Source organism: Pseudomonas sp. 25 R 14, assembly GCF_900004755.1.
GTDB lineage: Bacteria > Pseudomonadota > Gammaproteobacteria > Pseudomonadales > Pseudomonadaceae > Aquipseudomonas > Aquipseudomonas brenneri.
The window spans coordinates 240,244-262,919 of sequence record NZ_CVTS01000065.1; the positions used below are offsets into that span (position 1 = coordinate 240,244).

A 22,676-nucleotide genomic window follows, 5' to 3' on the forward strand; every position below is an offset into this window, starting at 1 on the left:
GGTCATGCGTGTCCTGATTATTGAAGACGAAGAAAAAACTGCCGACTACCTGCATCGCGGGCTGACGGAGCAAGGCTATACGGTGGACGTCGCCCACGATGGCGTCGAGGGCCTGCACCTGGCCCTGGAAAGCGACTACGCGGTGATCGTGCTGGATGTGATGCTGCCCGGCCTCGACGGTTTTGGCGTACTGCGTGCCCTGCGGGCGCGCAAGCAAACCCCGGTGATCATGCTGACCGCCCGCGAGCGCGTGGAAGATCGCATTCGCGGCCTGCGCGAAGGCGCCGACGATTACCTGGGCAAGCCGTTTTCCTTCCTCGAACTGGTAGCGCGCCTGCAAGCCCTGACCCGGCGCAGCGGTGGGCATGAACCGGTGCAGGTGACCATCGCCGACCTGTGGATCGACCTGATCAGCCGCAAGGCCAGCCGCGCCGGCCTGCGCCTGGACCTGACGGCCAAGGAGTTCTCGTTGCTCAGTGTCCTGGCCCGGCGCCAGGGCGAAATCCTGTCGAAGACGGCGATTGCGGAAATGGTCTGGGATATCAACTTCGACAGCGACGCCAATGTGGTCGAGGTGGCAATCAAGCGGCTGCGGGCCAAGCTCGACGGGCCGTTCGAACACAAGCTGCTGCACACTATTCGCGGCATGGGCTACGTGCTGGAGAACCGCAGTGTCGAGTAACTCCATTGCCCTGCGCCTGAGCGGCATGTTCAGCCTGGTGGCGCTGGTGATTTTCCTGCTGATTGGCGGTGCGCTGTACCAGCAGGTGGACCGCGGCCTGGGCCTGTTGCCGGGAGCCGAACTGGATGCGCGCTACAGCGTGCTGGAGTCGTCGATCACCCGCTTCGGTACACAGGATCACTGGGGCAAGATGGCCAACAAGCTCAAGTTGTTGGGGGAAGAGGACAAGCGCATTCGTTTCTGGGTGGTCAGCAGCGACCCAACCTATGAATACGGCAACCCGGATGCGCGCATCCGCGAATTTGCCACAGGGCCGACGGGCAAACGCGACCTGCACCTGCCGGGGCAAGCCTACCCGTTCAAAGTACTGGTCAGTCAGTTCCCCGCCAAAGACCAGCGCCCGCCCCTGCGTTTTATGATCGCCATCGACACCGCCAACTTCCGCACCACCCAGCATCATTTGCTGATGGCGCTGATCAGCCTGGCGTTTGTCGGCGTGGTACTGGCTTCCCTGCTGGGCTTCTGGGTCGCGCGTATCGGCCTCAAGCCGCTGATCAAGTTGTCGGATGAAGCGCAAAAACTGGCACCGCCGAAACTCTCCGGGCGCCTGCAACTGTCGCCGCTGCCGCCGGAACTCAAGCAGTTCGTCAATTCCTTCAACTCCACCCTGGAACGTGTGGAAACCGCCTACTCGCGCCTGGAATCGTTCAACGCCGATGTGGCCCATGAACTGCGCTCGCCGTTGACCAACCTGATCGGCCAGACCCAGGTGGCGCTGACCCGTGGCCGCTCCGCCGAACACTACTTCGAAGTGCTGCAATCGAACCTGGAAGAGTTGGAGCGCCTGCGTTCGATCATCAACGACATGCTGTTCCTGGCCAGCGCCGACCAGGGCAGCAAGGCGACCAAGCTGATTGAAAGTTCCCTGGCCGATGAGGTGGCGACCACCCTCGACTACCTGGACTTCATCCTGGAGGACGCCCAGGTGCAGGTCTCGGTGGTTGGCGATGCCTTGGTGAAAATCGAAAAGGCCCATTTACGGCGAGCACTGATCAACTTGTTGAGCAATGCGGTGCAGCACACGTCACCGGGGCAGGTGATCGAGGTGCGGATTGAAGCCCGGGAGCAGCAGGTGGTGATCGGGGTGACCAACCCTGGCGAGCTGATTGCCAGCGAGCACTTGCCCCGTTTGTTCGAACGTTTCTACCGCGTTGACGCCTCGCGCAGTAACAGCGGGGCCAATCATGGCTTGGGCCTGGCCATCGTCAAGGCGATTGCGTTGATGCATGGCGGGGATGTGTTTGTGCGCAGCGAGCACGGTGGCAACACCTTTGGTATCACCCTGCCGATTTGAATTTTCAAACCTCCCACATAAACCCATTCCCACAGGTTGATCTTCATCGTCTGGACTGTTGCGGTTTGGGCAACAGTCATTATCTTGTTACACTCTGTACCGTACCGCTCGCCTGCGCCAATATGTCGCACCGACGAGCGAGACGGCAAAGACAGCCGACCCGCCCTGCCATTTCCCTCGACTTATTTCCAGGGCTCTACACTGGGAATCTGTTTTAAAGCCGCTGACTTCAGCGGCTTTTTTTTGCCGTAAAAAAGGCCAGGAACACCCCACGACATTGGCCGTTCAGACTGACCCAAAGGAGCTCCCCGGTGAAAACCGCGCTGACATTCACCCCGTTATTCCTCGCGATTGCAGCAACTATCTCCCCGCTCGCCCATGCGGCAGACGCTCCACCTGCCGACGGTTTCGTCGAAGGCTCAACGCTCAACATCAACACCCGCAACTACTACATGAACCGCGACCGCCGCGACATTCATATCGATGACAGCAAAGAATGGGGCCAGGGTTTTCTCGGTATCTTCGAATCCGGCTACACCCAAGGCACCGTGGGTTTTGGCCTGGATGCCCACGCCATGCTCGGCCTGAAACTCGACGGCGGTGGCGGCACCGATGGCTCCAGCATCCTGCCGTACGGCAGCGGCAGCGGCAAAGCGCCCGGGTCGTTTTCCACCGGTGGCGGCACCCTCAAGATGCGCGCCTTCGATACCGAGCTGAAAGCCGGTGACCTGTTCCTCAACAACCCGGTGATTGCCGGTGGCATGACTCGCATGCTGCCCGAGACCTTTCGTGGCGTCAGCCTGACCAACCACAGCCTGGACGGCTGGATGTTCGAAGGTGGACAGGCCAGCTTTGCCAAGCTCTACAACCAGAGTGGCCATGGGCGTATCGGCACCAGCTATGGCGCGCTGCCCAAAGGTGAAAGCAGCCAACACATGAACTGGGCCGGCATGGCCTGGAGCGGCCTGCCAGGACTGACCAGCAACCTGTACGCCTCCGAGCTCAAGGACGTGTGGAACCAGTACTACTACGACCTGGACTACACCTACGCGCTCAATGACCTGGTCAGCCTCAACCCGGGCCTGCACTTCTACCATACCCAGGACACCGGGCATGCGCTGCTGGGGGATATCGACAACAACACCTACAGCCTGCATTTCACCGTCGGCGTGGGCAATCACAGCGTCACCGCCGCGTACCAGCGGGTCAACGGCAACACGCCGTTCGACTACATCGCCCAGGGCGACAGCGTGTACCTGGACAACTCCCAGCAGTACTCGGACTTCAACGGCCCCAACGAGCGTTCGTGGAAGCTCAAGTACGCCTATGACTTCGCAGGTCTGGGCCTGCCTGGCCTGACCTCGGCGGTGTCCTATATCAGTGGCAAGACCGACCTGACCAAGGTCGACCCCAACAGCCGTGGCTACTCGGCCTGGTACAACGCCGACGGCAAGAACGCCAAGCACTGGGAACGGGACATCGACCTCAAGTACGTGGTGCAGGGCGGCAAGGCCAAGGACCTGGCGGTGCGCCTGCAATGGGCGACCAACCGTGGCAGCAATGGCTACTCGGCGGTGGACCGGGATGTGGATGAGTACCGGATGATCGTCGACTATCCAATCAACGTGTTCTAACCCGTAGCACTGTAGGAGCCGGCTTGTCGGCCCCTACATCTTGTTCTGCACTCTTTTGCGGGCTTGCTACTACGCTAAGGGCATCCTCGACGCAGAAGTACGCCCGATGAGCTCAAGCCCAGCACGCCCGCCCCGCCCGACCCGTCGCCCGGAGTTTATGTTGATCCTGGGCAGCGGCCTCACCGTGCTGATGATCGTCAGTGTCGTGACCGTGCTGCTGATTCGTGAACACGCCAACACCCTGCAGGCAGCCAAGCGTACGGCGAGCACCATCACCCAACTGATCGACGCCGATGTGCTGCGGAACGTCGAACTGTATGACCTGTCCCTCAAGGGCCTGATCGCCGCCACCGAGCGTAGCGATCTAGAGGGTGTGTCGGCCAACATCCGCCACCTGGTGTTGTTCGACCGCTCGACGGCCGCACGCTACAAGGGCGATATCCTGTTGCTGGACAGGACCGGCGAGGTCATCGCCGACTCTTCGCTACTAAAGCCCAAGCCCGGCAACTTTGCCGACCGCGACTACTTCCAGGTGCACCGTCAAAACCCGGAGCTCGGGCTGTTTATCAGCCGCCCCTTCCAGACTCACTGCGTGTGTGAGGATAACTGGCGCATTGCCTTCAGCCGCCGTGTGTCGTCCGCCGACGGGCGCTTTATGGGCGTCGCAGTCGCGTCCATGCGTTTGTCGTACTTTGACCAACTGTTCAATAGCCTGAACATTGGCAACAACAGCACCATCAACCTGCTCAATCACCAGGGCATCCTGCTGGCGCAACAGCCGTTGCTGGAGCCGGACATTATCAACAAGGACCTGAGCGCCCGACCCAACGTTGCCCGGATCCTGCGCGAGCGCGACGGCAGCTTTAGCAGCGTCTCCAGCGTCGACCGTCAACGACGCCTGTACACCTTCTCCAATGTCGGTGCCCTGCCGTTGATTGTGGTGGTGGCCTTGTCCAACGACGAGATCTTCGCCCCCTGGAAACGTGCCGCCCTGCTGATCAGCGCTGCCACCGGGGTGTTGTGCATCGGTTTGCTGTGGCTGACCTGGATGTTGTGCATGGAGTTGCGCCGTCGCTATCGTGCCGAAGGGGTGCTGTCAGAACTGGCAGCTACCGACCCGCTCACTGGCCTGGCCAACCGCCGCACACTGGACCAGCGCCTGAACCTGGAATGGGATCGCGCCCAGCGCTCCGGCGAACCCTTGACCCTGTTGATGATTGATGTCGACCACTTCAAGGCCTTCAACGACCGCCATGGCCATCAGGGTGGTGACGAAGCACTGCGCAGTGTGGCTCAGGTGATCGAGAGCAATATCCGCAGGCCCGCCGACCTCGCGGCCCGTTATGGCGGTGAGGAGTTTGCGGTGATCCTGCCCAATACCGACAGCCAGGGCGCCCAGGTGATTGCCGAGCATATCCGCAGCAGCGTCGAGCACTTGCCACGGGTGGCCGGGGATACACAGCCAGTCACCGTGAGCATCGGCCTTAGTAGCTGGCACAAACGCAGCAATGCGTCATTGGAAGAACTGCTGCTCAGTGCCGACCGGGCGCTGTATGAGGCCAAGGATGGCGGGCGCAACCGTACCGTTGATGCCGCAGGTTGATTGCGCTATAAAAAAAGGCCACCCGAAGGCAGCCTTTAAAAACTAAAGAAAGAGAGTTGTTACTTACACCGCCGCAACGGGACGCATGTAAGAGATCGGTGCGGTGCTGGCATCTTCGAAGGTGACGACTTCCCAAGCATCTTTCTGCTCAATCAACTTGCGCAGGAGCTGGTTGTTCAGTGCATGGCCCGACTTGAAGCCTTTGAACTCGCCTATCAGGCTATTGCCCAGCAGGTAGAGGTCACCAATTGCATCGAGGATCTTGTGCTTCACGAATTCGTCTTCATAGCGAAGGCCGTCTTCGTTCAGTACACCATCCGCGTCGACCACGATGGCGTTTTCCACGCTGCCGCCGAGTGCGAGGTTGTGCTTGCGCAGGTACTCGATGTCACTCATGAAACCAAAGGTACGGGCGCGGCTGACTTCTTTTACGAACGAAGTGCTGGAAAAATCCACGCTTGCACTTTGGGTGCGGTCACGGAATACCGGGTGATCGAAATCGATCTCAAAGCTCACTTTAAAGCCTTCGAACGGGACGAAGGTGGCGCGCTTGTCGCCGTCTTCTACTGTCACTTCCCGCAGAATGCGAATGAACTTCTTGGCTGCGTCCTGTTCTTCCAGGCCGGCAGATTGAATCAGGAATACGAAAGGTCCAGCGCTACCATCCATGATCGGGACTTCAGACGCGGAGAGCTCGACGTAGGCGTTATCGATGCCCAGGCCAGCCATGGCCGAGAGCAAGTGCTCCACCGTGTCCACTTTGACGTCACCGTTGACCAATGTGGTCGACATGGTGGTTTCGCCAACGTTTTCCGCGCGAGCAGGAATCTGCACCACAGGGTCCAGGTCGGCACGAACAAACACGATGCCGGTGTCGACAGGTGCGGGCTTGAGGGTCAGGTATACCTTCTCCCCGGAGTGCAGACCTACACCTGTGGCACGGATAATATTCTTCAGGGTGCGTTGTTTAATCATGGCTTGGACCGCTTCAGCGCAAATTGCGAACTGGTATCAACAAAGGCTGGCGATAATAACAGACCAGACCTTTGCTGAACACCAATCACCTTCATAGCCCTGATACATTCCATTAATCGGCCTGACGACGCAGGAAAGCCGGGATGTCCAGGTAATCCAGATCATCTTGCGGATTCGGGCTACGGGACGCAGCAGCACCGGCCTGAGCCTGGTTGCGCATCACGGTCGGGCGATCCAGGTCACGGTAGTTCACCGACGGCATTTCCGGGCGCACAGGCGCTGGAGCGGCAGTCGAAGACGCCTGGCTGGTGTGAACGGTATTGTCGATGACCTTCACAGGCTTCTCGATTTTTGCGCCCAGGCCAGTGGCAACCACGGTCACATGCAGTTCGTCGCGCATGTCTGGATCGATAACAGTACCGACCTTGACCATCGCGTGCTCGGAAGCGAAGGCTTCGATGATGCTACCCACGTCGGAGTACTCACCCAGGGACAGGTCGGGACCTGCGGTGATGTTCACCAGGATGCCGCGTGCACCTTGCAGGTTCACGTCTTCGAGCAACGGGTTGCGGATGGCCGCTTCGGTGGCTTCACGTGCACGGTTCGGACCGCTGGCGCAGCCAGTGCCCATCATCGCCATGCCCATTTCGCTCATCACGGTACGTACGTCGGCAAAGTCGACGTTGATCATGCCCGGACGCTTGATGATGTCGGAGATACCGCGAACGGCACCGGCCAGTACGTCATCGGCCTTGGCGAAAGCCGACAGCAGGCTTGCGTCTTTACCGAGAATGGTCAGCAGTTTCTCGTTGGGGATGGTGATCAACGAGTCAACGCTTTCAGACAGCAGACGGATACCCTCGTCGGCGATCTGCATGCGCTTGCGGCCTTCGAACGGGAACGGACGGGTCACGACTGCAACCGTCAGGATCCCCATTTCCTTGGCCACTTCGGCAATGATCGGTGCTGCACCGGTACCGGTACCGCCGCCCATGCCAGTGGTGATGAACACCATGTTGGTGCCTTGCAGCACTTCGGCAATACGCTCGCGGTCTTCCAGGGCGGCTTGACGGCCGACTTCCGGATTGGCACCAGCGCCGAGGCCCTTGGTCACCGCGGTGCCCAATTGCAGGATGGTCCGCGCGCCGATGCTTTTGAGCGCCTGGGCATCAGTGTTGGCGCAGATGAATTCAACGCCTTCAATGTTGCTCTTGACCATATGGTTGACAGCGTTGCCGCCGCCACCGCCGACACCGATTACTTTGATAACCGGGCTTGCGGGGATGTTGTCTACGAGTTCGAACATTTTCCCTCTCCTTTCATTTCTCTAGTTTTTTCGCCTACTACTTGAAACGGTGTTGCGGTAAATCTTTAGAAATTGCCCTTCACCCAGGCTTGCAGGCGCTCCAGCAACGGCGCTTTCGGCTCGTCACTGCTGTAGCTTTCGCGGCTGCCAATGCCCGACAGGGAAATGCCGTCGGTCTGCTTTTGCAGGCCGTACAACAGCAAGCCCACACCGGTGGAGTAAATCGGGTTGCGCACCACGTCGCCCAGGCCCTTGACGCCATGGGGCACGCCCAGGCGCACAGGCATGTGGAAGATTTCCTCGGCCAGTTCGACCGCGCCTTCCATCTTCGAGGTGCCGCCGGTCAGCACGATGCCGGCCGGGATCAGATCTTCGTAGCCACTGCGGCGCAGTTCAGCCTGGATCAGGGTGAACAGTTCGTCGTAGCGCGGTTCGACCACTTCGGCCAGGGCCTGGCGCGATAGTTCGCGCGGTGGACGGTCGCCCACGCTTGGCACCTTGATGGTTTCACCGGCACCGGCCAGCTTGGCCAGGGCGCAGGCGTAGCGAATCTTGATTTCTTCGGCGTACTGGGTCGGTGTACGCAGCGCCATGGCGATGTCGTTGGTCACCTGGTCGCCGGCAATCGGGATCACTGCGGTGTGACGGATCGCACCTTCGGTGAAGATCGCGATGTCGGTGGTGCCGCCGCCGATGTCCACCAGGCATACGCCCAGTTCTTTTTCGTCGTCGGTCAATACCGAGTAGGCCGAGGCCAGTTGCTCAAGAATGATGTCGTCGATTTCCAGGCCGCAGCGGCGCACGCATTTTTCAATGTTCTGTGCAGCATTCACGGCGCAGGTCACCACGTGGACCTTGGCTTCCAGACGTACGCCCGACATGCCCAGGGGCTCGCGAACACCTTCCTGGTTGTCGATCACATAGTCCTGCGGCAGGGTGTGCAACACGCGCTGGTCAGCCGGGATAGCCACGGCCTGGGCCGCGTCCAATACGCGCTCCAGGTCAGCCGAGCTGACTTCACGGTCGCGGATCGCCACGATGCCGTGGGAGTTCAAGCTGCGGATGTGATTGCCTGCCACACCGACGAATGCCGAGTGAATCCGGCAGCCAGCCATCAACTGCGCTTCTTCGATAGCGCGCTGGATCGACTGCACGGTGGATTCGATATTGACCACCACGCCCTTCTTCAGGCCCCGGGACGGATGCGTGCCGATTCCGACGATTTCCAGCGTGCCGTCGTCCGCGACCTCGCCTACCAGCGCCACCACCTTGGAGGTGCCGATATCGAGACCGACGATCATTTTGCCGCTTTGCACGTTTGCCATGGGTCCTGCCTCTTCTTAATTCTTCGCGACAGCGGGTTGCGCTGCCGTGGGCGCAGCCGGTTCGCGCCAGCTAACGGCCAGGCCGTTGGCGTAACGCAGGTCGATGCTCGCAATGTTCGTAATCTGTTCTTTCAGGGTTTTGTCGTAGATGGCGATAAAGCGGCGCATCTTCTCCACCAAGTGGTCGCGTCCCAGCAACAACTCGATGCCCGGGCCGGAACTGCCTGCCCCGGTGGTCAGGAACCAACTGCCCCGCTCGCGCAATTCCAGGCGCGCAATGGAGAAGCCCAGTGGCCGCAGCATCTGGCTCAACGCCTGGTACTGCAGCATCACTTGCTGCTGTGCCCGTTGCGGTCCGAACAACTGCGGCAAATGCTCGTAGTTGGCCAGCTCACGCGGGTTGAACGCCTGGCCCTGGTTGTTCAACAGCGCTTCGTCGCCCCAACGGGCCACGGGCAGTTGCTCTTCCAGGCGGATCGTCACTTGATCCGGCCACACGCGCCGTACTTCGGCGTGGGCAATCCACGGCATCTGTTCCAGTTCGGCACGCATGCCTGCCAGGTCGATGGTGAAGAAGCTCGCCGCGACAAAAGGCGCGATCCGCTGCTGCACCGCTTGCTGGCTGATGTAGCTCAAGTCGCCTTGCACGCTGATCTTGGTGATCGGGCGGTCGGCATACGGCAACAGGCGCTGCGCACCTTCATAGGTACCAAAGCCCAGCGCCACCAGCAGCACCGGCCAGAACAAGGCCTTGAGAAAACCAAAGTTGGCTTTCGGCAGGCGCGCCGACATCGGCTCTTTAGCCACCATTCGACTGGCACCACGCGGCACCGGCTTGCGGCCGGGAGCGGGTTGCTGATGACGAAGCGATGCGCCTTGCATGGTCTTAACCTCGTGCCTCTATATAGCTAGCCGCCAGAATTGCCAGCACCAACTGCTGGAAATCCAGGCCGGCTGCGCGTGCAGCCATGGGGACCAGGCTGTGGTCGGTCATGCCCGGCGCAGTGTTGACTTCAAGGAACCAGAAATCCCCCTGGTCATCCTGCATCACGTCTGCCCGCGCCCAACCGGCGATACCCAACGCCTCACAGGCTTTCGCCGTGAGGTCCATCAATTCCTGCTCTTTGGTTGCATCGAGGCCGCATGGGATCCGGTACTGGGTATCGGAAGCCACATACTTGGCGTCGTAGTCGTAAAAGGTGTGGGGCGTGCCCAATGCGATGGGCGGCAATACCTGGCCACGCAGGGTGGCGATGGTGTACTCGGGACCCTGGATCCACTGTTCCACCAACACTTGCGAATCGTAGGTACTTGCCGCTTTCCATGCGTCGATCAATTCGGCGGCCGAGTTCACTTTGGCCATGCCGATACTGGAGCCTTCATGGGCAGGTTTGACGATCAAAGGCAGGCCCAGTTCCTTGGCTGCAGAAATACAATCGTCTTCGCTGCACAGCACACTGTGACGCGGGGTCGGAATCCCCAGGCTGTGCCACACCTGCTTGGTGCGCAACTTGTCCATGGCCAGTGCCGAGGCGAGGATGCCGCTGCCGGTATAGGGAATGCCGGCGCACTCCAGCAAGCCTTGCATGCTGCCGTCTTCACCGCCACGGCCGTGCAGGATGATAAAGGCGCGGTCGATCTTCTCGGCCTGCAGGCGGGCGAGGAAGTCATCGCCCACGTCGATACCAAAGGCATTCACGCCTGCACTTTGCAGGGCTTCAAGCACGGCATTGCCGGACTTGAGCGACACTTCGCGCTCAGCACTCTTGCCGCCGAACAGCACCGCCACACGGCCGAAATCGGCAGGCGCGATGGTGGAGAACAGGGAGCCGTAGTCAGTGATCATTTCGACTTCCCCTTGGCCACGGCGAAGAGCGGGCTCGCCAACAATTTAGGGGCAAGGCCGCCGATATCACCGGCACCCTGGCACAGCAGGATGTCGCCGGCGCGCAGCAGCGGCTTGACGATTGGCGCCAGGTCGACACCCCGCTCGATGTAGATCGGGTCCAACTGGCCGCGCTGGCGGATGCTGTTGCACAGCTTGCGGCTGTCGGCGCCGGGAATCGGTTCTTCACCGGCCGGGTAGACTTCCATCAGCAGCAACACGTTGGCATCGGCCAATACATTTACAAAGTCGTCGTACAGGTCGCGGGTGCGGCTGTAGCGGTGCGGCTGGTAGACCATCACCAGGCGACGCTCCGGCCAACCACCGCGCACAGCCTTGATCACGGCCGCAACTTCGGTCGGATGGTGACCGTAGTCGTCCACCAGCATCACTTCCCCGCCCTCTACCGGCAACTGGCCGTAGACCTGGAAACGCCGGCCCACGCCGGCAAAACCCGACAGGCCTTCGACGATGGCTTCATCACTGACGCCTTCATCGGTGGCAATGCAGATGGTTGCCAGGGAATTGAGCACATTGTGGTTGCCCGGCATGTTCACCGACACGTCCAACGGTTCGCGATCCGGGCGCAGCACGGTGAAGAACGTCTGCATGCCTTGCTGGCGAACATTGATCGCGCGCACGTCAGCATCTTCGCTGAAGCCGTAGGTCACGGTCGGGCGCTTGACCAATGGCAGGATTTCACGCACCACCGGATCGTCCAGGCACAGCACGGCCAAGCCGTAGAACGGCAGGTTGTGCAGGAACTCGACGAAGGTTTTCTTCAGTTTGTTGAAGTCACCGTCGTAGGTCGCCATATGGTCGGCGTCGATGTTGGTGACCACGGCGACCAAAGGTTGCAGGTGCAGGAAGCTGGCATCGCTTTCATCGGCTTCGGCGATCAGATAGCGGCTGGTACCCAGTTGTGCATTGGTACCTGCTGCATTCAGCCGGCCACCGATCACGAAAGTCGGGTCCAGGCCGCCGGCAGCGAACACCGAGGCGATCAGGCTGGTGGTGGTGGTCTTGCCGTGGGTACCGGCGACGGCGATGCCGTGGCGGTAGCGCATCAGCTCGGCCAGCATCTCGGCGCGTGGCACTACCGGAATACGGCGTTCAAGGGCAGTGGCCACTTCCGGGTTGGAGGTGTTCACGGCGCTGGAAACCACCAGTACATCGGCTTGCGCGGCGTTCTCGGCACGGTGGCCGATAAAGATCTGCGCGCCGAACGATTCCAGGCGCTCGGTGACCGGCGAGGTCTTGAGATCGGAGCCGGAAACCTGGTAACCCAGGTTCAGCAACACCTCGGCGATCCCGCACATGCCCACGCCGCCGATACCGACGAAGTGGATGCGACGGATGCGGCGCATTTCCGGTTGCGGCATGGCTTTTTGATTCTCAACCATGGGCCACCTCCAGGCAGATATCGACCACGCTGCGGGTGGCGTCGGGTTTGGCCAGGCGGCTTGCGGTGCTCGCCATGCTGTTCAGTCGTTCGGGTTGCATCAAAACCTCAGTCAGGCGAGCGGCCAGGTCGGCGGCGCCAGTCGTTCTTTGCGGCAGCAGGAAGGCAGCGCCCTCTGCGGCCAAATATTCGGCGTTGCGGGTCTGGTGATCGTCAATCGCGTGGGGCAAAGGCACCAGCAAGGACGGCAGACCGGCGGCAGCCAGTTCACTGACGGTCAACGCACCTGCGCGACAGACCACCAGGTCGGCCCAGCCATAGGCATGGGCCATGTCTTTGATAAAGGGCTCTACCGTTGCCTCGACCCCGGCCTCGCGGTAGCGGCCAGCGGTCACTTCATCGTGGTTCTTGCCAGCCTGGTGGAAGATCTCGGGACGCAGGTCCACAGGCAGTTGCGCCAGCGCTTCTGGCAGCAATTTGTTCAACGGCTCGGCGCCCAGGCTTCCGCCCAGGATCAGCAGGTGAGCCTTGCGCCCGACCAGGGCCTGGCGGGTAATGTCCATGAACAGTTCGGTACGCACCGGGTTGCCGGTGGTGCGTCGCTTGTCCATGGCCGCAAACGTATTCGGGAACGCCTCGCACACCCGCGCGGCCAATGGCGCCAACAGACGGTTGGCCGTACCGGCCACGGCATTCTGTTCGTGGACGATCACTGGCACACCACACAAGCGCGCAGCCACACCGCCGGGACCGGTGACATAGCCACCAAAACCCAGCACACAAACCGGTTTCAATTCACGGATGACCTTGCGCGCCTGCCACACCGCCTTGAGCAACACGAACGGCGCCTTGAGCAGTGACAACTTGCTCTTGCCGCGCAGGCCGCTGACGTTGATCAGGTGCAGGGACAAACCGGCAGCCGGGACCAACTCATTTTCAATGCCACGCGGTGTGCCCAGCCAATGCACGGTGTAGCCACGGGCCTGGAACTCACGGGCACAGGCCAGCGCCGGGAACACGTGGCCGCCGGTGCCGCCAGCCATGATCAGCACGTTAGCGCCCATGGGTCGGCTCCTCGGCAAAGTCGCTCTCGCTGAATTCCATCTCTTCGCTGCCCAAATGGGTTCGACTCTCCCATTCGATACGCAGCAACAAGCCGAGACAGGCACAGCAGATCACCAACGAGCTGCCGCCGTAGCTGAGGAACGGCAAGGTCAAGCCCTTGGTCGGCAGCAGGCCGACGTTCACGCCGATGTTGATCAGGAACTGGCCGATCCACAGGAAGGCCAGGCCGTACGCAACATAGGCAGCAAAGAATTGTTTGGCTTTCTCGGCCCACAGGCCGATGTACATGGCCCGCACGCAGACGAACACGAACAGCCCGACGGTGGCCAGGGAGCCAACCACGCCCAGCTCTTCGGCGAGGACCGAGAACACGAAGTCGGTATGCGCTTCCGGCAGGTAGAACTGCTTCTGCACACTGTTGCCCAGGCCCACGCCCAACCACTCGCCGCGACCGAAGGCGATCAGTGCCTGGGTCAACTGGTAGCCGGAACCGAACTGGTCGGACCAGGGGTCGGTAAAGGTGATCAGTCGCGCCATCCGATAGGGTTGCGCCTGGACCAGGATCGTCACGGCGGCAACCGCCAGCCCGACCATCAAGGCAAAGCGGAACAGGCCCACGCCACCGAGGAACAGCATCGCTGCAGCCGCGCCCATCATCACCACGGTGGCGCCGAAGTCCGGCTCCATCAACAGCAGGCCGGCCATGGGCAGCAGCACGATGAACGGCTTGAAAAAGCCCATCCAGCTTTCGCGCACTTCTTTCTGCCGGCGCACGAGGTAGCCGGCCAGGTAAATCACCACGAATACCTTGGCAATTTCCGAGGGCTGCACGTTGAAGGCACCGAAGCCGATCCAGCGCATCGAACCATTCACTTCACGGCCGATACCGGGGACGATCACCATCACCAGCAAGCCGAAGGCGCCGATCAGCATCAGCCAACCCAGGCGCTGCCAGGTGGCGATAGGAATCATCATGGTGACGATGCAGGCACCAAGACCGATCACCAGGTAAATCAGGTGGCGGATCATGTGGTACAGCGTGTTGCCCGACTGCACGGCGGCCACTTCCGAGGACGCCGAGGTGATCATCACCAGGCCCAGGCCCAGCAACGCCAGGCAACCGGCGAGCATCGGGAAGTCGAGGTCGATCCCGCGCCCGGTAATGATTGGCGACGGGTACGGCTTGATGATGTTTTTCAGGTCCAGACTCATGCCAAGCCCTCCACGGCGCGGGCGAACAACTGGCCGCGCTCTTCGTAGTTCTTGAACATGTCGAAACTCGCGCAGGCTGGCGACAGCAGCACCGCATCGCCCGGCTGGGCCAGGCCGCGGCATTGGGCGATGGCGTCGTCCAGCGAGGTGGCACGCACTTGCGGCACAGCGTCGCCCAGGGCAGCAGCGATCAAGTCGCTGTCACGACCCATCAGCACCACCGCACGGCAATGGGCAGCCACCGGGCTCTTGAGGTCCTTGAAGTCGGCACCCTTGCCATCGCCACCGGCGATCAGCACCAGCTTGCCGTCGATATCGGCGCCCAGGCCTTCAATGGCGGCCAGTGCGGCACCGACGTTGGTGGCCTTGGAGTCGTTGTAGTAGCTCACGCCATCGAGGTCGCGTACCCACTGGCAGCGGTGTTCGAGGCCGGCAAAGGTGCGCAGGCTCGACAACATCGCATCGAACGGCAAGCCGACCGCGTGCCCCAGTGCCAAGGCCGCCAGGGCATTGGATTGGTTATGGGCGCCACGGATCTTCAGTTCACGCACCGGCATCAGGTTCTGGAATTCGAAGGCCAGGTATTTCTCGCCACTCTCTTCCCGGATACCAAAGGCCTTGAAATCGGGTTTGCTCAAGCCGAAGGTCCAGCACGGCAGACCCTCGCCCATCAGCGGACGACTCAGGGCATCCTGGCGATTGACCACCACTTGCCGCGCACCACGGAAGATCCGGTGCTTGGCCAGGTGATAAGCCGGCAGGCCGCTGTAGCGGTCCATATGGTCTTCGCTGACGTTCAACACGGTGGCCACTTCGGCGCCGAGTTGATCGGTAGTCTCCAGCTGAAAGCTAGACAGCTCCATGACGTACAGCTCGATATCGTCGCTGAGCAGGTCCAGCGCCGGCGTACCGAGGTTACCGCCCACGGCCACGCGCTTGCCGGCCGCAGCCGCCATCTCGCCGACCAGGGTAGTGACGGTGCTCTTGGCGTTGGAGCCGCTGATCGCCACGATCGGCGCCTTGGCGTTGCGGGCAAACAACTCGATATCGCCAGACAACTTCACGCCACGCGCTGCGGCAGCTTGCAGGGCCGGTGTAGCCAGGGCCAGGCCCGGGCTCACGTAGAGCTCGTCGGCACGGCACAGAAACTCGACATCCAACTCGCCACAACGCACTTCCACGTGCGGGTAGTCACGGCGCAGCGTGACCAGCTCCGGTGGATTTTCCCGCGTATCGGCCACGGCAAACGACGTGCCCCGGTTCGCCAGGAAGCGAACCAGGGACATGCCGCTCTTGCCGAGGCCGACAACGATGCGGAAGTGGTCAGAAGCGATCAGGGACACTCGTTTCTACCTCAGTTTCAGGGTGGCAAGGCCAACCAGCACAAGAATCACGGTGATGATCCAGAAACGGACAATCACACGCGGCTCAGGCCAGCCCTTGAGTTCAAAATGGTGATGAATCGGTGCCATACGAAACACGCGGCGGCCGGTCAACTTGAAGGACGCTACCTGGATCACTACCGACAGGGTTTCCATCACGAACACGCCGCCCATGATGAACAGGACGATTTCCTGGCGCACGATCACGGCAATGGTGCCCAGGGCCGCGCCCAGCGCCAGTGCGCCGACGTCGCCCATGAACACTTGCGCCGGGTAGGTGTTGAACCACAGGAATCCCAGGCCGGCGCCGATCAGCGCGCCGCAGAATACGATCAGCTCACCTGCGCCCGGTACATAAGGGATCAGCAGGTACTCCGCGAATTTCACGTTACCCGACAGGTAGCAGAAGATGCCCAGGGCGCCGCCCACCATGACCGTCGGCATGATCGCCAGGCCATCGAGGCCATCAGTCAGGTTGACCGCGTTGCTGGAGCCGACGATCACAAAGTAGGTCAGCACTACGAAGCCGACGCCCAACGGGATACTCACATCCTTGAGCATCGGAATCAGCAGGGTGGTTTCCACCGCACTTGGCGCAGTCATATAAAGGAAGATCGCCGCGCCCAGGCCGAATACCGATTGCCAGAAGTACTTCCAGCGGCTTGGCAGGCCCTTGGAGTTCTTCTCGATCACTTTGCGGTAGTCATCGACCCAGCCGATGGCACCGAAGAACAGGGTCACCAGCAACACCACCCACACGTAGCGGTTGGCCAGGTCGGCCCAGAGCAAGGTGCTGACACCGATGGACGACAGGATCAACGCCCCGCCCATGGTCGGCGTGCCAGACTTGGACAGATGCGACTGCGGGCCGTCATTGCGCACGGACTGGCCGATCTGCAGGTTTTGCAGAGTACGGATCATCCATGGCCCCAGAAACAGCGACAACGACAGCGCGGTCAGCACACCCAGGATCCCGCGCAGGGTCAGGTACTGAAAGACCGCGAAGCCTTTGTGGAACTGTTGCAGATACTCAGCCAGCAGCAGCAGCATTAATGTTTCTCCGTACTTGAGCCACACAAGGCCGCGACGACGTTTTCCATCACCGCGCTGCGCGATCCCTTGATCAAAATGGTTGTGTGTTTTTCTTGTTCGGCGCCGACCAGCGCCTGGATCAATTCAGCCTGGGTCGCGAAATGCCGGGCAGCGGAGCCAAACGCAGCTACGGCGTGGGCCATATTCGTGCCCACGGCATACAGTGCGTCGACCTTGCCGGCGGCATAGGCGCCGACTTCACGATGGCCTTGCTCGGCCCACTCGCCCAGCTCACCAATATCGCCAAGCACCAACACCTTGCGCCCGGTAAAACCTGTCAACAGGTCGACGGCGGCACAGATCGAGGACGGGTTGGCGTTGTAGGTATCGTCGATCACCCGAATGCCGCTGCTGGTCAACTGCGCAACAGTGCGGCCCTTGACCGGTTGCACGGCGCCAAGACCCGTGGCAATCCCGAACAGCGACACGCCCAGGGCATAAGCCGCAGCCGCTGCGGCCAGGGCATTGGCCACGTTATGGTTACCCAACAGATTCAGTTGGACGTGCTCGTCACCTTGCGGGCTGTGCAGGGTGAAGGCCGGGCAGCCACGGGCATCGACGGTGATGCGCGAGGCGTGGAAATCAGCGGCGGCGTTATGCACGGCAAAGGTCAGGACCTTGCGACCGGCGGCACGTACACGCCAGGTTTCGAAAGCCTTGTCGTCCAGGTTCAGTACCGCGGTGCCCGAAGCGTCGAGGCCTTCAAGGATTTCGCCCTTGGCTTCGACAATTTTCTCGGAGCCACCAAACTCGCCAACATGGGCGGTACCCGCGTTATTGATGATGGCGACGTGCGGCCGGGTCATGGCCACGGTGTAGGCAATTTCGCCAATGCGCGACGCGCCCAACTCGATCACCGCCGCCGTGTGTTCCGGGGCCAGTTCGAGCAGGGTCAGCGGTGCGCCAAAATCGTTATTGAGGTTGCCACGGGTGGCCAGCACCGGCCCGCGCGTGCGCAGGATGCCGGCGAGCAATTCCTTGACCGTGGTTTTGCCACTGGAACCGGTGATCGCAGCCACCGGGTTGGTAAACGCTGCGCGGTTAAGGGCCCCCAGCTGGCCAAGGGCCAGGCGCGTATCGGCCACCAGCAATTGCGGCAAGGTCGAATCAGCCACTTCGCGCTGCACCAGAGCGCCGACCGCGCCCTTGGCGGCCACTTCGTTCAGGTAGTCATGACCGTCGAAACGCGGTCCGGCCAGCGCAACAAACAATTGCCCCGGTTTGATCGCACGACTGTCGATGCTGACGCCGTCGAAACTGCAATCGCTCGACAGGACGCGGGCTGCCAGGGCCTGGGTCAGTTCGCTGAATGTCATGGCCTTAAGCATGGGCAACCTCCCATGCGGTCAAGGCGTGATCAGCCTCGACCAGATCGGAGAAGGCATGGCGCTCGCCGTTGATTTCCTGATAGTCCTCATGCCCTTTACCGGCCAGGACCACCACGTCGTCTGCGCTGGCGCTGGCGATCAATTGGGCAATGGCAGCACCGCGACCGGCAACAAAGGTCACCTGGGAGGCGTCTTTGAAGCCTGCACGAATATCATCGAAAATCTGGCTCGGCGCTTCGCTGCGCGGGTTGTCATCAGTCACCAGCACACCATCTGCCAGGCGTTCGACAATCTCGGCCATCAAGGGGCGCTTGCCGCGATCACGGTCACCGCCGCAGCCGAACATGCACAGCAACTTGCCCTTGGCGTGCGGGCGCAGGGCTTCGAGTACTTTTTCCAGGGCATCCGGGGTGTGGGCGTAATCGACCACCACCAGCGGTTGCGTCCCGCCCCCCAGGCGCTGCATGCGCCCAGCCGGGCCTTCGAGTTTGGGCAGTACGCGCAGGATTTCATCCAGGGCGTAATCCAGGCCCAGCAAAGCGCCGATGGCAGCAAGGACATTGCTCAGGTTGAAGCGGCCCAGCAAAGTGCTGCGCAAGTGATGCTCGCCCTGGGGCGTGACCAGCGTTGCAAGCACGCCTTCATCATTGAACTGGGCTTCGCGGCAATACAGGTAGGCGCTGGAGTCTTCCAGGCTGTAGCTGATCAGGCGCGATTCACTTTTTTCAGCGGCCAGTTGGCGACCGAATGCATCGTCCAGGTTGACCACCCGGCACTTGAGGTCATTCCAGCCGAACAGCTTGGCCTTGGCCGCAGCGTAGGCCTCCATGTTGCCGTGGTAGTCCAGGTGGTCGCGGGACAGGTTGGTCATCACCGCCACGTCGAAGGCCAGCGCGGTCACCCGGCCTTGATCCAGGCCATGGGACGAAACTTCCATGGCAACCGCCTTGGCGCCGGCCTTTTTCAGGTCGGCCAGGGTCGCTTGCACGGCAATCGGGTTCGGCGTGGTGTGCAGGCCGCTTTGCAGCGCGCCGTAGAAACCGGTGCCCAGGGTACCGACGATGCCGCAGTGCTGACCCAGCAGGTCCAGTGCCTGCGCCACCAACTGGGTAACGCTGGTCTTGCCATTGGTGCCGGTAACGCCAATCAGGTTGAGCTGGCGGCTCGGGTCGCCATAAAAGCGCCCGGCGATGTCCGACAGCTGTGCCGCCAGGCCCTTGACCGGGATCAGCGGCACATCGGTGATTGGCAGGACGGTGGCGCCTTCAACTTCATAGGCCACCGCTGCCGCACCGCGCTGCAAGGCGTCGGCAATGTGTGCACGACCATCGAGTTTGCCACCCGGCACGGCCAGGAACAGGTCGCCGGCACGTACATTGCGGCTGTCCAGGCTCAGTTCGCGAATCAACAGATCGCGGCCAGCGTGGGCGAAAATCTTGTTCAGGCTAAGAGACATCAGCCGCGCCCTCCATTGGCTTTTACCGCTGCGGCCGGTGGTCCGGCGTTGGCTTGTTGGGTCGGCGGCAGGTTGTCCGGCGTGATGTTCATCAAGCGCAGGGTGCCGGACATGACTTTGCTGAATACCGGTGCCGAGACCAGGCCACCGTAGTAGCCGGCCTTGCTCGGCTCATCAATGACCACGACGATGGCATAGCGCGGATCGCTCATGGGACCGAAGCCTGCGAACAGCGAACGGTAGGAGTTTTCCGCGTACCCCTTAGTGCCCACCGAAGTCTTACGCGCGGTACCGGACTTGCCGGCCACGTGATAGGCCGGGACCTGTGCACGGAACACACCACGCGGCGCCTCGATCACCTGTTGCAGCATGGTCTGCATGGTTTTGGCGACGTTTTCCGGGATGACCTGTTCGGATTTCGGCGCTTCGTCCACGTGGATCAGGCTCAACGGCGTCATGCGGCCATTGTTGGCCAGCACGGAAAAAGCATGGGCCAACTGGATCGCCGTCACCGACAGGCCATAGCCGTAGGACAGGGTCGCAGTCTCGGCCTTGCGCCACTCACGGTAGTTGGGCAGGTTGCCGACGCGCTCGCCCGGGAAGTCCAGGCCGGTGGGCTGGCCCAGGCCGATCTTCTGCGCCAGGTGGTAGATGGTCTCGCCGCCGATATCAAAGGCGACTTTACTCATGCCCACGTTACTGGAATTGATCAGGATGCCGGTCAGGTCCAGCACCGGGCCTTCGCTGCGCGATACGTCGCGAATGGTGTATTTGCCCAACTGCAGGGTGCCTGGATACACCTCGACCTTGTCGGTCGGCTTCCAGCGCCCGCTTTCCAGGGCCGCACTCATGGAGATGGCTTTCATGGTCGAGCCCGGCTCGAACACGTCGATCATCGCGCGGTTGCGCATCATCGCCGGTTGCAGGTTGCGACGGTTGTTCGGGTTATAGGTCGGCTGGTTGACCATGGCCAGGATCTCGCCGGTCTTCACATCCATGATCACCAGACTGCCGGCCTTGGCGCCGTTCTCGATGATCGCGTTGCGCAGTTCACGGTTGGCCAGGTATTGCAAACGCAGGTCAATCGACAACGCCAAGGGCTTACCGGCCTTGGCGTTTTTGGTGACTTGGACATCCTTGATCAGTCTGCCGCGCCGATCCTTGATGACCTGCCGCTTGCCGGGAACCCCGGCCAGCCACTCGTCGTAGGCAAGTTCCACCCCTTCGCGGCCATGATCATCAATGTCGGTGAAGCCGACCATGTGGGCAGTGGTTTCACCGGCCGGGTAGAAACGACGGAATTCCTCGATGCCATAGACACCGGGGATTTTCAGGTCGAGTACGCCTTGACCCTGCTCGGGGGTGAGGCCGCGAACCAGATAGATGAATTCTTTATTGGCCTGGGCCTCAAGACGTTCCTTGAGGGCCTTGGGGTCCTGGCCGAGGGCGTGGGCCAGCTCGGTCCACTTGTCCTTGGCGACTTGCAGTTCCTTGGCGTTGGCCCACAGGGTGGTTACCGGGGTGCTGACAGCCAGGGGTTCGCCGTTACGGTCGGTGATCAGGCCGCGGTGCGCAGGAATCGGGATATGCCGCAGGCTGCGGGCATCGCCCTGGCCGATCAGGAAGTCGCGGTCCACCACCTGCAAGTCGACGATGCGCCAGACAATCGCGCCCACCATCAATGCGAGCAAGCCCAGCACGACGCGGAAGCGCCACGGGTAGAGTGCGCCTTCGAGTTTCATCATGGCGCCACCATGCGTACTTCTGCTGCGCCAGGAATGTGCATCTTCAGTTGCTCGGCAGCCAGCACTTCGATCCGGCTGTGGGCCGTCCAGGTGCTTTGCTCCAGAATCAGCCGACCCCATTCCGCCTGTGCCTTGTCGCGCACGCTCAATTCGCCGTACAGGCTATTGAGCAACTGACGGTTCCAGTGGGCGCTGTAGGACACCGCAATCGCGGACACCAGCACGCCGACATACAGCAGCATCATAAAGAAGCTGCCGCCCGGAAGGGGCTTGGCGAAAAGCTTGCTCACCGCAGCTTCTCCGCGACGCGCATGACGGCGCTACGGGAACGTGGGTTGGCCTTGAGTTCGGCTTCGGAAGCGAACTGCGCTTTGCCATGGATTTTGATTTTCGGCACAAAGGCTTCGAAACGTACCGGCAGGTTGCGCGGCAGGTTGTCGGTTTCGCCCTTGACCAGACGACGCATGAACAGTTTGACGATGCGGTCTTCCAGGGAGTGGAAACTGATCACCACCAGGCGACCACCCACTTCCAGGGACTCCAGGGCAGCCTCAAGGCCAGCCTCCAGGTCACCCAGTTCGTTGTTGACGTGAATGCGCAGGCCCTGGAAGGCACGGGTCGCCGGGTTTTTGCCCTTTTCCCACGCAGGGTTGGCGACTTTCAGCACTTCGGCCAGGTCGGCAGTGCGTTCGAACGGCTGGATTTCCCGGCGCTCGACCACGGCACGCGCCATGCGGCCGGCGAAACGCTCTTCGCCGTATTCCTTGAACACGCGGGTAATTTCTTCGTGGGGCGCACTGGCGATGAACTGCGCAGCACTGATGCCACGGCTCGGGTCCATGCGCATATCGAGCGGACCATCATTCATGAAACTGAAGCCGCGCTCAGGGTCGTCCAACTGCGGCGAAGACACGCCCAGGTCCAGCAAGACCCCGGCCACCTTGCCCGCCATGCCCCGCTCGGCGACTTCCGCGCCCAGCTCGGCAAAGCTGCGCTGCACAACGACAAAGCGGCCGTCTTCGGCCGCTAGCGCTTGCCCGGTGGCAATCGCCTGGGGATCCTTGTCGAACCCGAGGAGTTTGCCCTCCGAGCCAAGCTGGCTGAGGATCAAGCGACTGTGCCCGCCGCGCCCGAATGTGCCATCCAGATAGCAGCCATCAGGGCGCACGGCGAGAGCCTCGACGGCTTCGTCAAGCAGCACGGTGATGTGGTTAAAGCCGCTATCAATAG

At 61.4% G+C, this 22,676-nt stretch carries 19 protein-coding genes; 4 read left to right on the forward strand and 15 right to left on the reverse strand.

Annotated features, from left to right (window positions below; all coding sequences use genetic code 11):
* Positions 1 to 4 precede the first annotated feature (4 nt).
* The 4 genes from BFQ03_RS24320 (at position 5) to BFQ03_RS24335 (ending at position 5,273) form a co-directional block, all read left to right on the forward strand.
* Entirely contained in the window at positions 5 to 682 is a 678-nt protein-coding gene (locus BFQ03_RS24320; protein WP_032860034.1) for a heavy metal response regulator transcription factor, read from the forward strand.
* Positions 672 to 2,036, forward strand: coding sequence for a heavy metal sensor histidine kinase (locus tag BFQ03_RS24325; RefSeq protein WP_032860035.1), 1,365 nt, complete (start codon positions 672 to 674; stop codon positions 2,034 to 2,036). The genes BFQ03_RS24320 and BFQ03_RS24325 overlap by 11 nt, the downstream gene beginning before the upstream one ends.
* A 311-nt stretch (positions 2,037 to 2,347) precedes the next feature.
* Positions 2,348 to 3,670, forward strand: coding sequence for an OprD family porin (locus BFQ03_RS24330; protein WP_032860036.1), 1,323 nt, complete (start codon positions 2,348 to 2,350; stop codon positions 3,668 to 3,670).
* Between the two features lie 106 nt (positions 3,671 to 3,776).
* Complete coding sequence (locus BFQ03_RS24335) at positions 3,777 to 5,273, forward strand: diguanylate cyclase (RefSeq protein WP_032860037.1); 1,497 nt, start codon at positions 3,777 to 3,779, stop codon at positions 5,271 to 5,273.
* 63 nt (positions 5,274 to 5,336) lie between these two features.
* On the opposite strand, the gene lpxC is transcribed toward BFQ03_RS24335, so the two are convergent.
* The 15 genes from lpxC to rsmH all read right to left on the reverse strand — a co-directional run bounded on the left by lpxC (position 5,337) and on the right by rsmH (position 22,674).
* Entirely contained in the window at positions 5,337 to 6,248 is a 912-nt protein-coding gene (gene lpxC / locus BFQ03_RS24340) for a UDP-3-O-acyl-N-acetylglucosamine deacetylase (protein WP_029297841.1), read from the reverse strand.
* Positions 6,249 to 6,360: 112 nt separating this feature from the next.
* Positions 6,361 to 7,554, reverse strand: coding sequence for a cell division protein FtsZ (ftsZ, locus tag BFQ03_RS24345; protein ID WP_029297839.1), 1,194 nt, complete (start codon positions 7,552 to 7,554; stop codon positions 6,361 to 6,363).
* A gap of 65 nt (positions 7,555 to 7,619) precedes the next feature.
* Positions 7,620 to 8,879, reverse strand: a complete 1,260-nt coding sequence (ftsA, locus tag BFQ03_RS24350; protein ID WP_029297837.1) for a cell division protein FtsA — start codon at positions 8,877 to 8,879, stop codon at positions 7,620 to 7,622.
* Positions 8,880 to 8,894: 15 nt separating this feature from the next.
* A complete protein-coding gene (locus BFQ03_RS24355) occupies positions 8,895 to 9,761 on the reverse strand; it encodes a cell division protein FtsQ/DivIB (protein ID WP_065944191.1) in 867 nt (288 codons plus the stop codon).
* A 4-nt stretch (positions 9,762 to 9,765) separates the two neighbouring features.
* Positions 9,766 to 10,725 (reverse strand): D-alanine--D-alanine ligase, encoded by a 960-nt coding sequence (locus BFQ03_RS24360; protein ID WP_032860038.1) that lies wholly within the window; start codon positions 10,723 to 10,725, stop codon positions 9,766 to 9,768.
* Positions 10,722 to 12,167 (reverse strand): UDP-N-acetylmuramate--L-alanine ligase, encoded by a 1,446-nt coding sequence (gene murC, locus BFQ03_RS24365; protein ID WP_032860039.1) that lies wholly within the window; start codon positions 12,165 to 12,167, stop codon positions 10,722 to 10,724. The genes BFQ03_RS24360 and murC overlap by 4 nt, the downstream gene beginning before the upstream one ends.
* Positions 12,160 to 13,230: an undecaprenyldiphospho-muramoylpentapeptide beta-N-acetylglucosaminyltransferase gene (gene murG, locus BFQ03_RS24370; RefSeq protein WP_065944192.1), complete on the reverse strand. Its 1,071-nt coding sequence runs from the start codon at positions 13,228 to 13,230 to the stop codon at positions 12,160 to 12,162. Before murG ends, murC begins: the two co-directional genes overlap by 8 nt.
* The gene (gene ftsW, locus BFQ03_RS24375; RefSeq protein ID WP_162237642.1) at positions 13,220 to 14,431 is read right to left on the reverse strand and encodes a putative lipid II flippase FtsW; all 1,212 of its coding nucleotides are present in this window, start codon (positions 14,429 to 14,431) and stop codon (positions 13,220 to 13,222) included. The genes murG and ftsW overlap by 11 nt, the downstream gene beginning before the upstream one ends.
* Before the next feature lie 8 nt (positions 14,432 to 14,439).
* On the reverse strand, positions 14,440 to 15,786 hold the full coding sequence (gene murD, locus BFQ03_RS24380) for a UDP-N-acetylmuramoyl-L-alanine--D-glutamate ligase (protein ID WP_032860041.1): 1,347 nt from the start codon (positions 15,784 to 15,786) through the stop codon (positions 14,440 to 14,442).
* Between the two features lie 6 nt (positions 15,787 to 15,792).
* Positions 15,793 to 16,875: a phospho-N-acetylmuramoyl-pentapeptide-transferase gene (mraY, locus tag BFQ03_RS24385; RefSeq protein ID WP_032860042.1), complete on the reverse strand. Its 1,083-nt coding sequence runs from the start codon at positions 16,873 to 16,875 to the stop codon at positions 15,793 to 15,795.
* Complete coding sequence (gene murF / locus BFQ03_RS24390; RefSeq protein WP_065944193.1) at positions 16,875 to 18,245, reverse strand: UDP-N-acetylmuramoyl-tripeptide--D-alanyl-D-alanine ligase; 1,371 nt, start codon at positions 18,243 to 18,245, stop codon at positions 16,875 to 16,877. Before murF ends, mraY begins: the two co-directional genes overlap by 1 nt.
* A complete protein-coding gene (locus BFQ03_RS24395) occupies positions 18,238 to 19,701 on the reverse strand; it encodes a UDP-N-acetylmuramoyl-L-alanyl-D-glutamate--2,6-diaminopimelate ligase (RefSeq protein ID WP_032860044.1) in 1,464 nt (487 codons plus the stop codon). Before BFQ03_RS24395 ends, murF begins: the two co-directional genes overlap by 8 nt.
* A complete protein-coding gene (locus tag BFQ03_RS24400) occupies positions 19,701 to 21,443 on the reverse strand; it encodes a peptidoglycan D,D-transpeptidase FtsI family protein (RefSeq protein ID WP_167360833.1) in 1,743 nt (580 codons plus the stop codon). Before BFQ03_RS24400 ends, BFQ03_RS24395 begins: the two co-directional genes overlap by 1 nt.
* Positions 21,443 to 21,736 carry a cell division protein FtsL gene (ftsL, locus tag BFQ03_RS24405; protein WP_029297818.1) on the reverse strand — a complete coding sequence of 98 codons (294 nt, stop codon included), beginning with the start codon at positions 21,734 to 21,736 and terminating at the stop codon, positions 21,443 to 21,445. Before ftsL ends, BFQ03_RS24400 begins: the two co-directional genes overlap by 1 nt.
* The gene (gene rsmH / locus BFQ03_RS24410; RefSeq protein WP_090293206.1) at positions 21,733 to 22,674 is read right to left on the reverse strand and encodes a 16S rRNA (cytosine(1402)-N(4))-methyltransferase RsmH; all 942 of its coding nucleotides are present in this window, start codon (positions 22,672 to 22,674) and stop codon (positions 21,733 to 21,735) included. Before rsmH ends, ftsL begins: the two co-directional genes overlap by 4 nt.
* Positions 22,675 to 22,676: the final 2 nt, after the last annotated feature.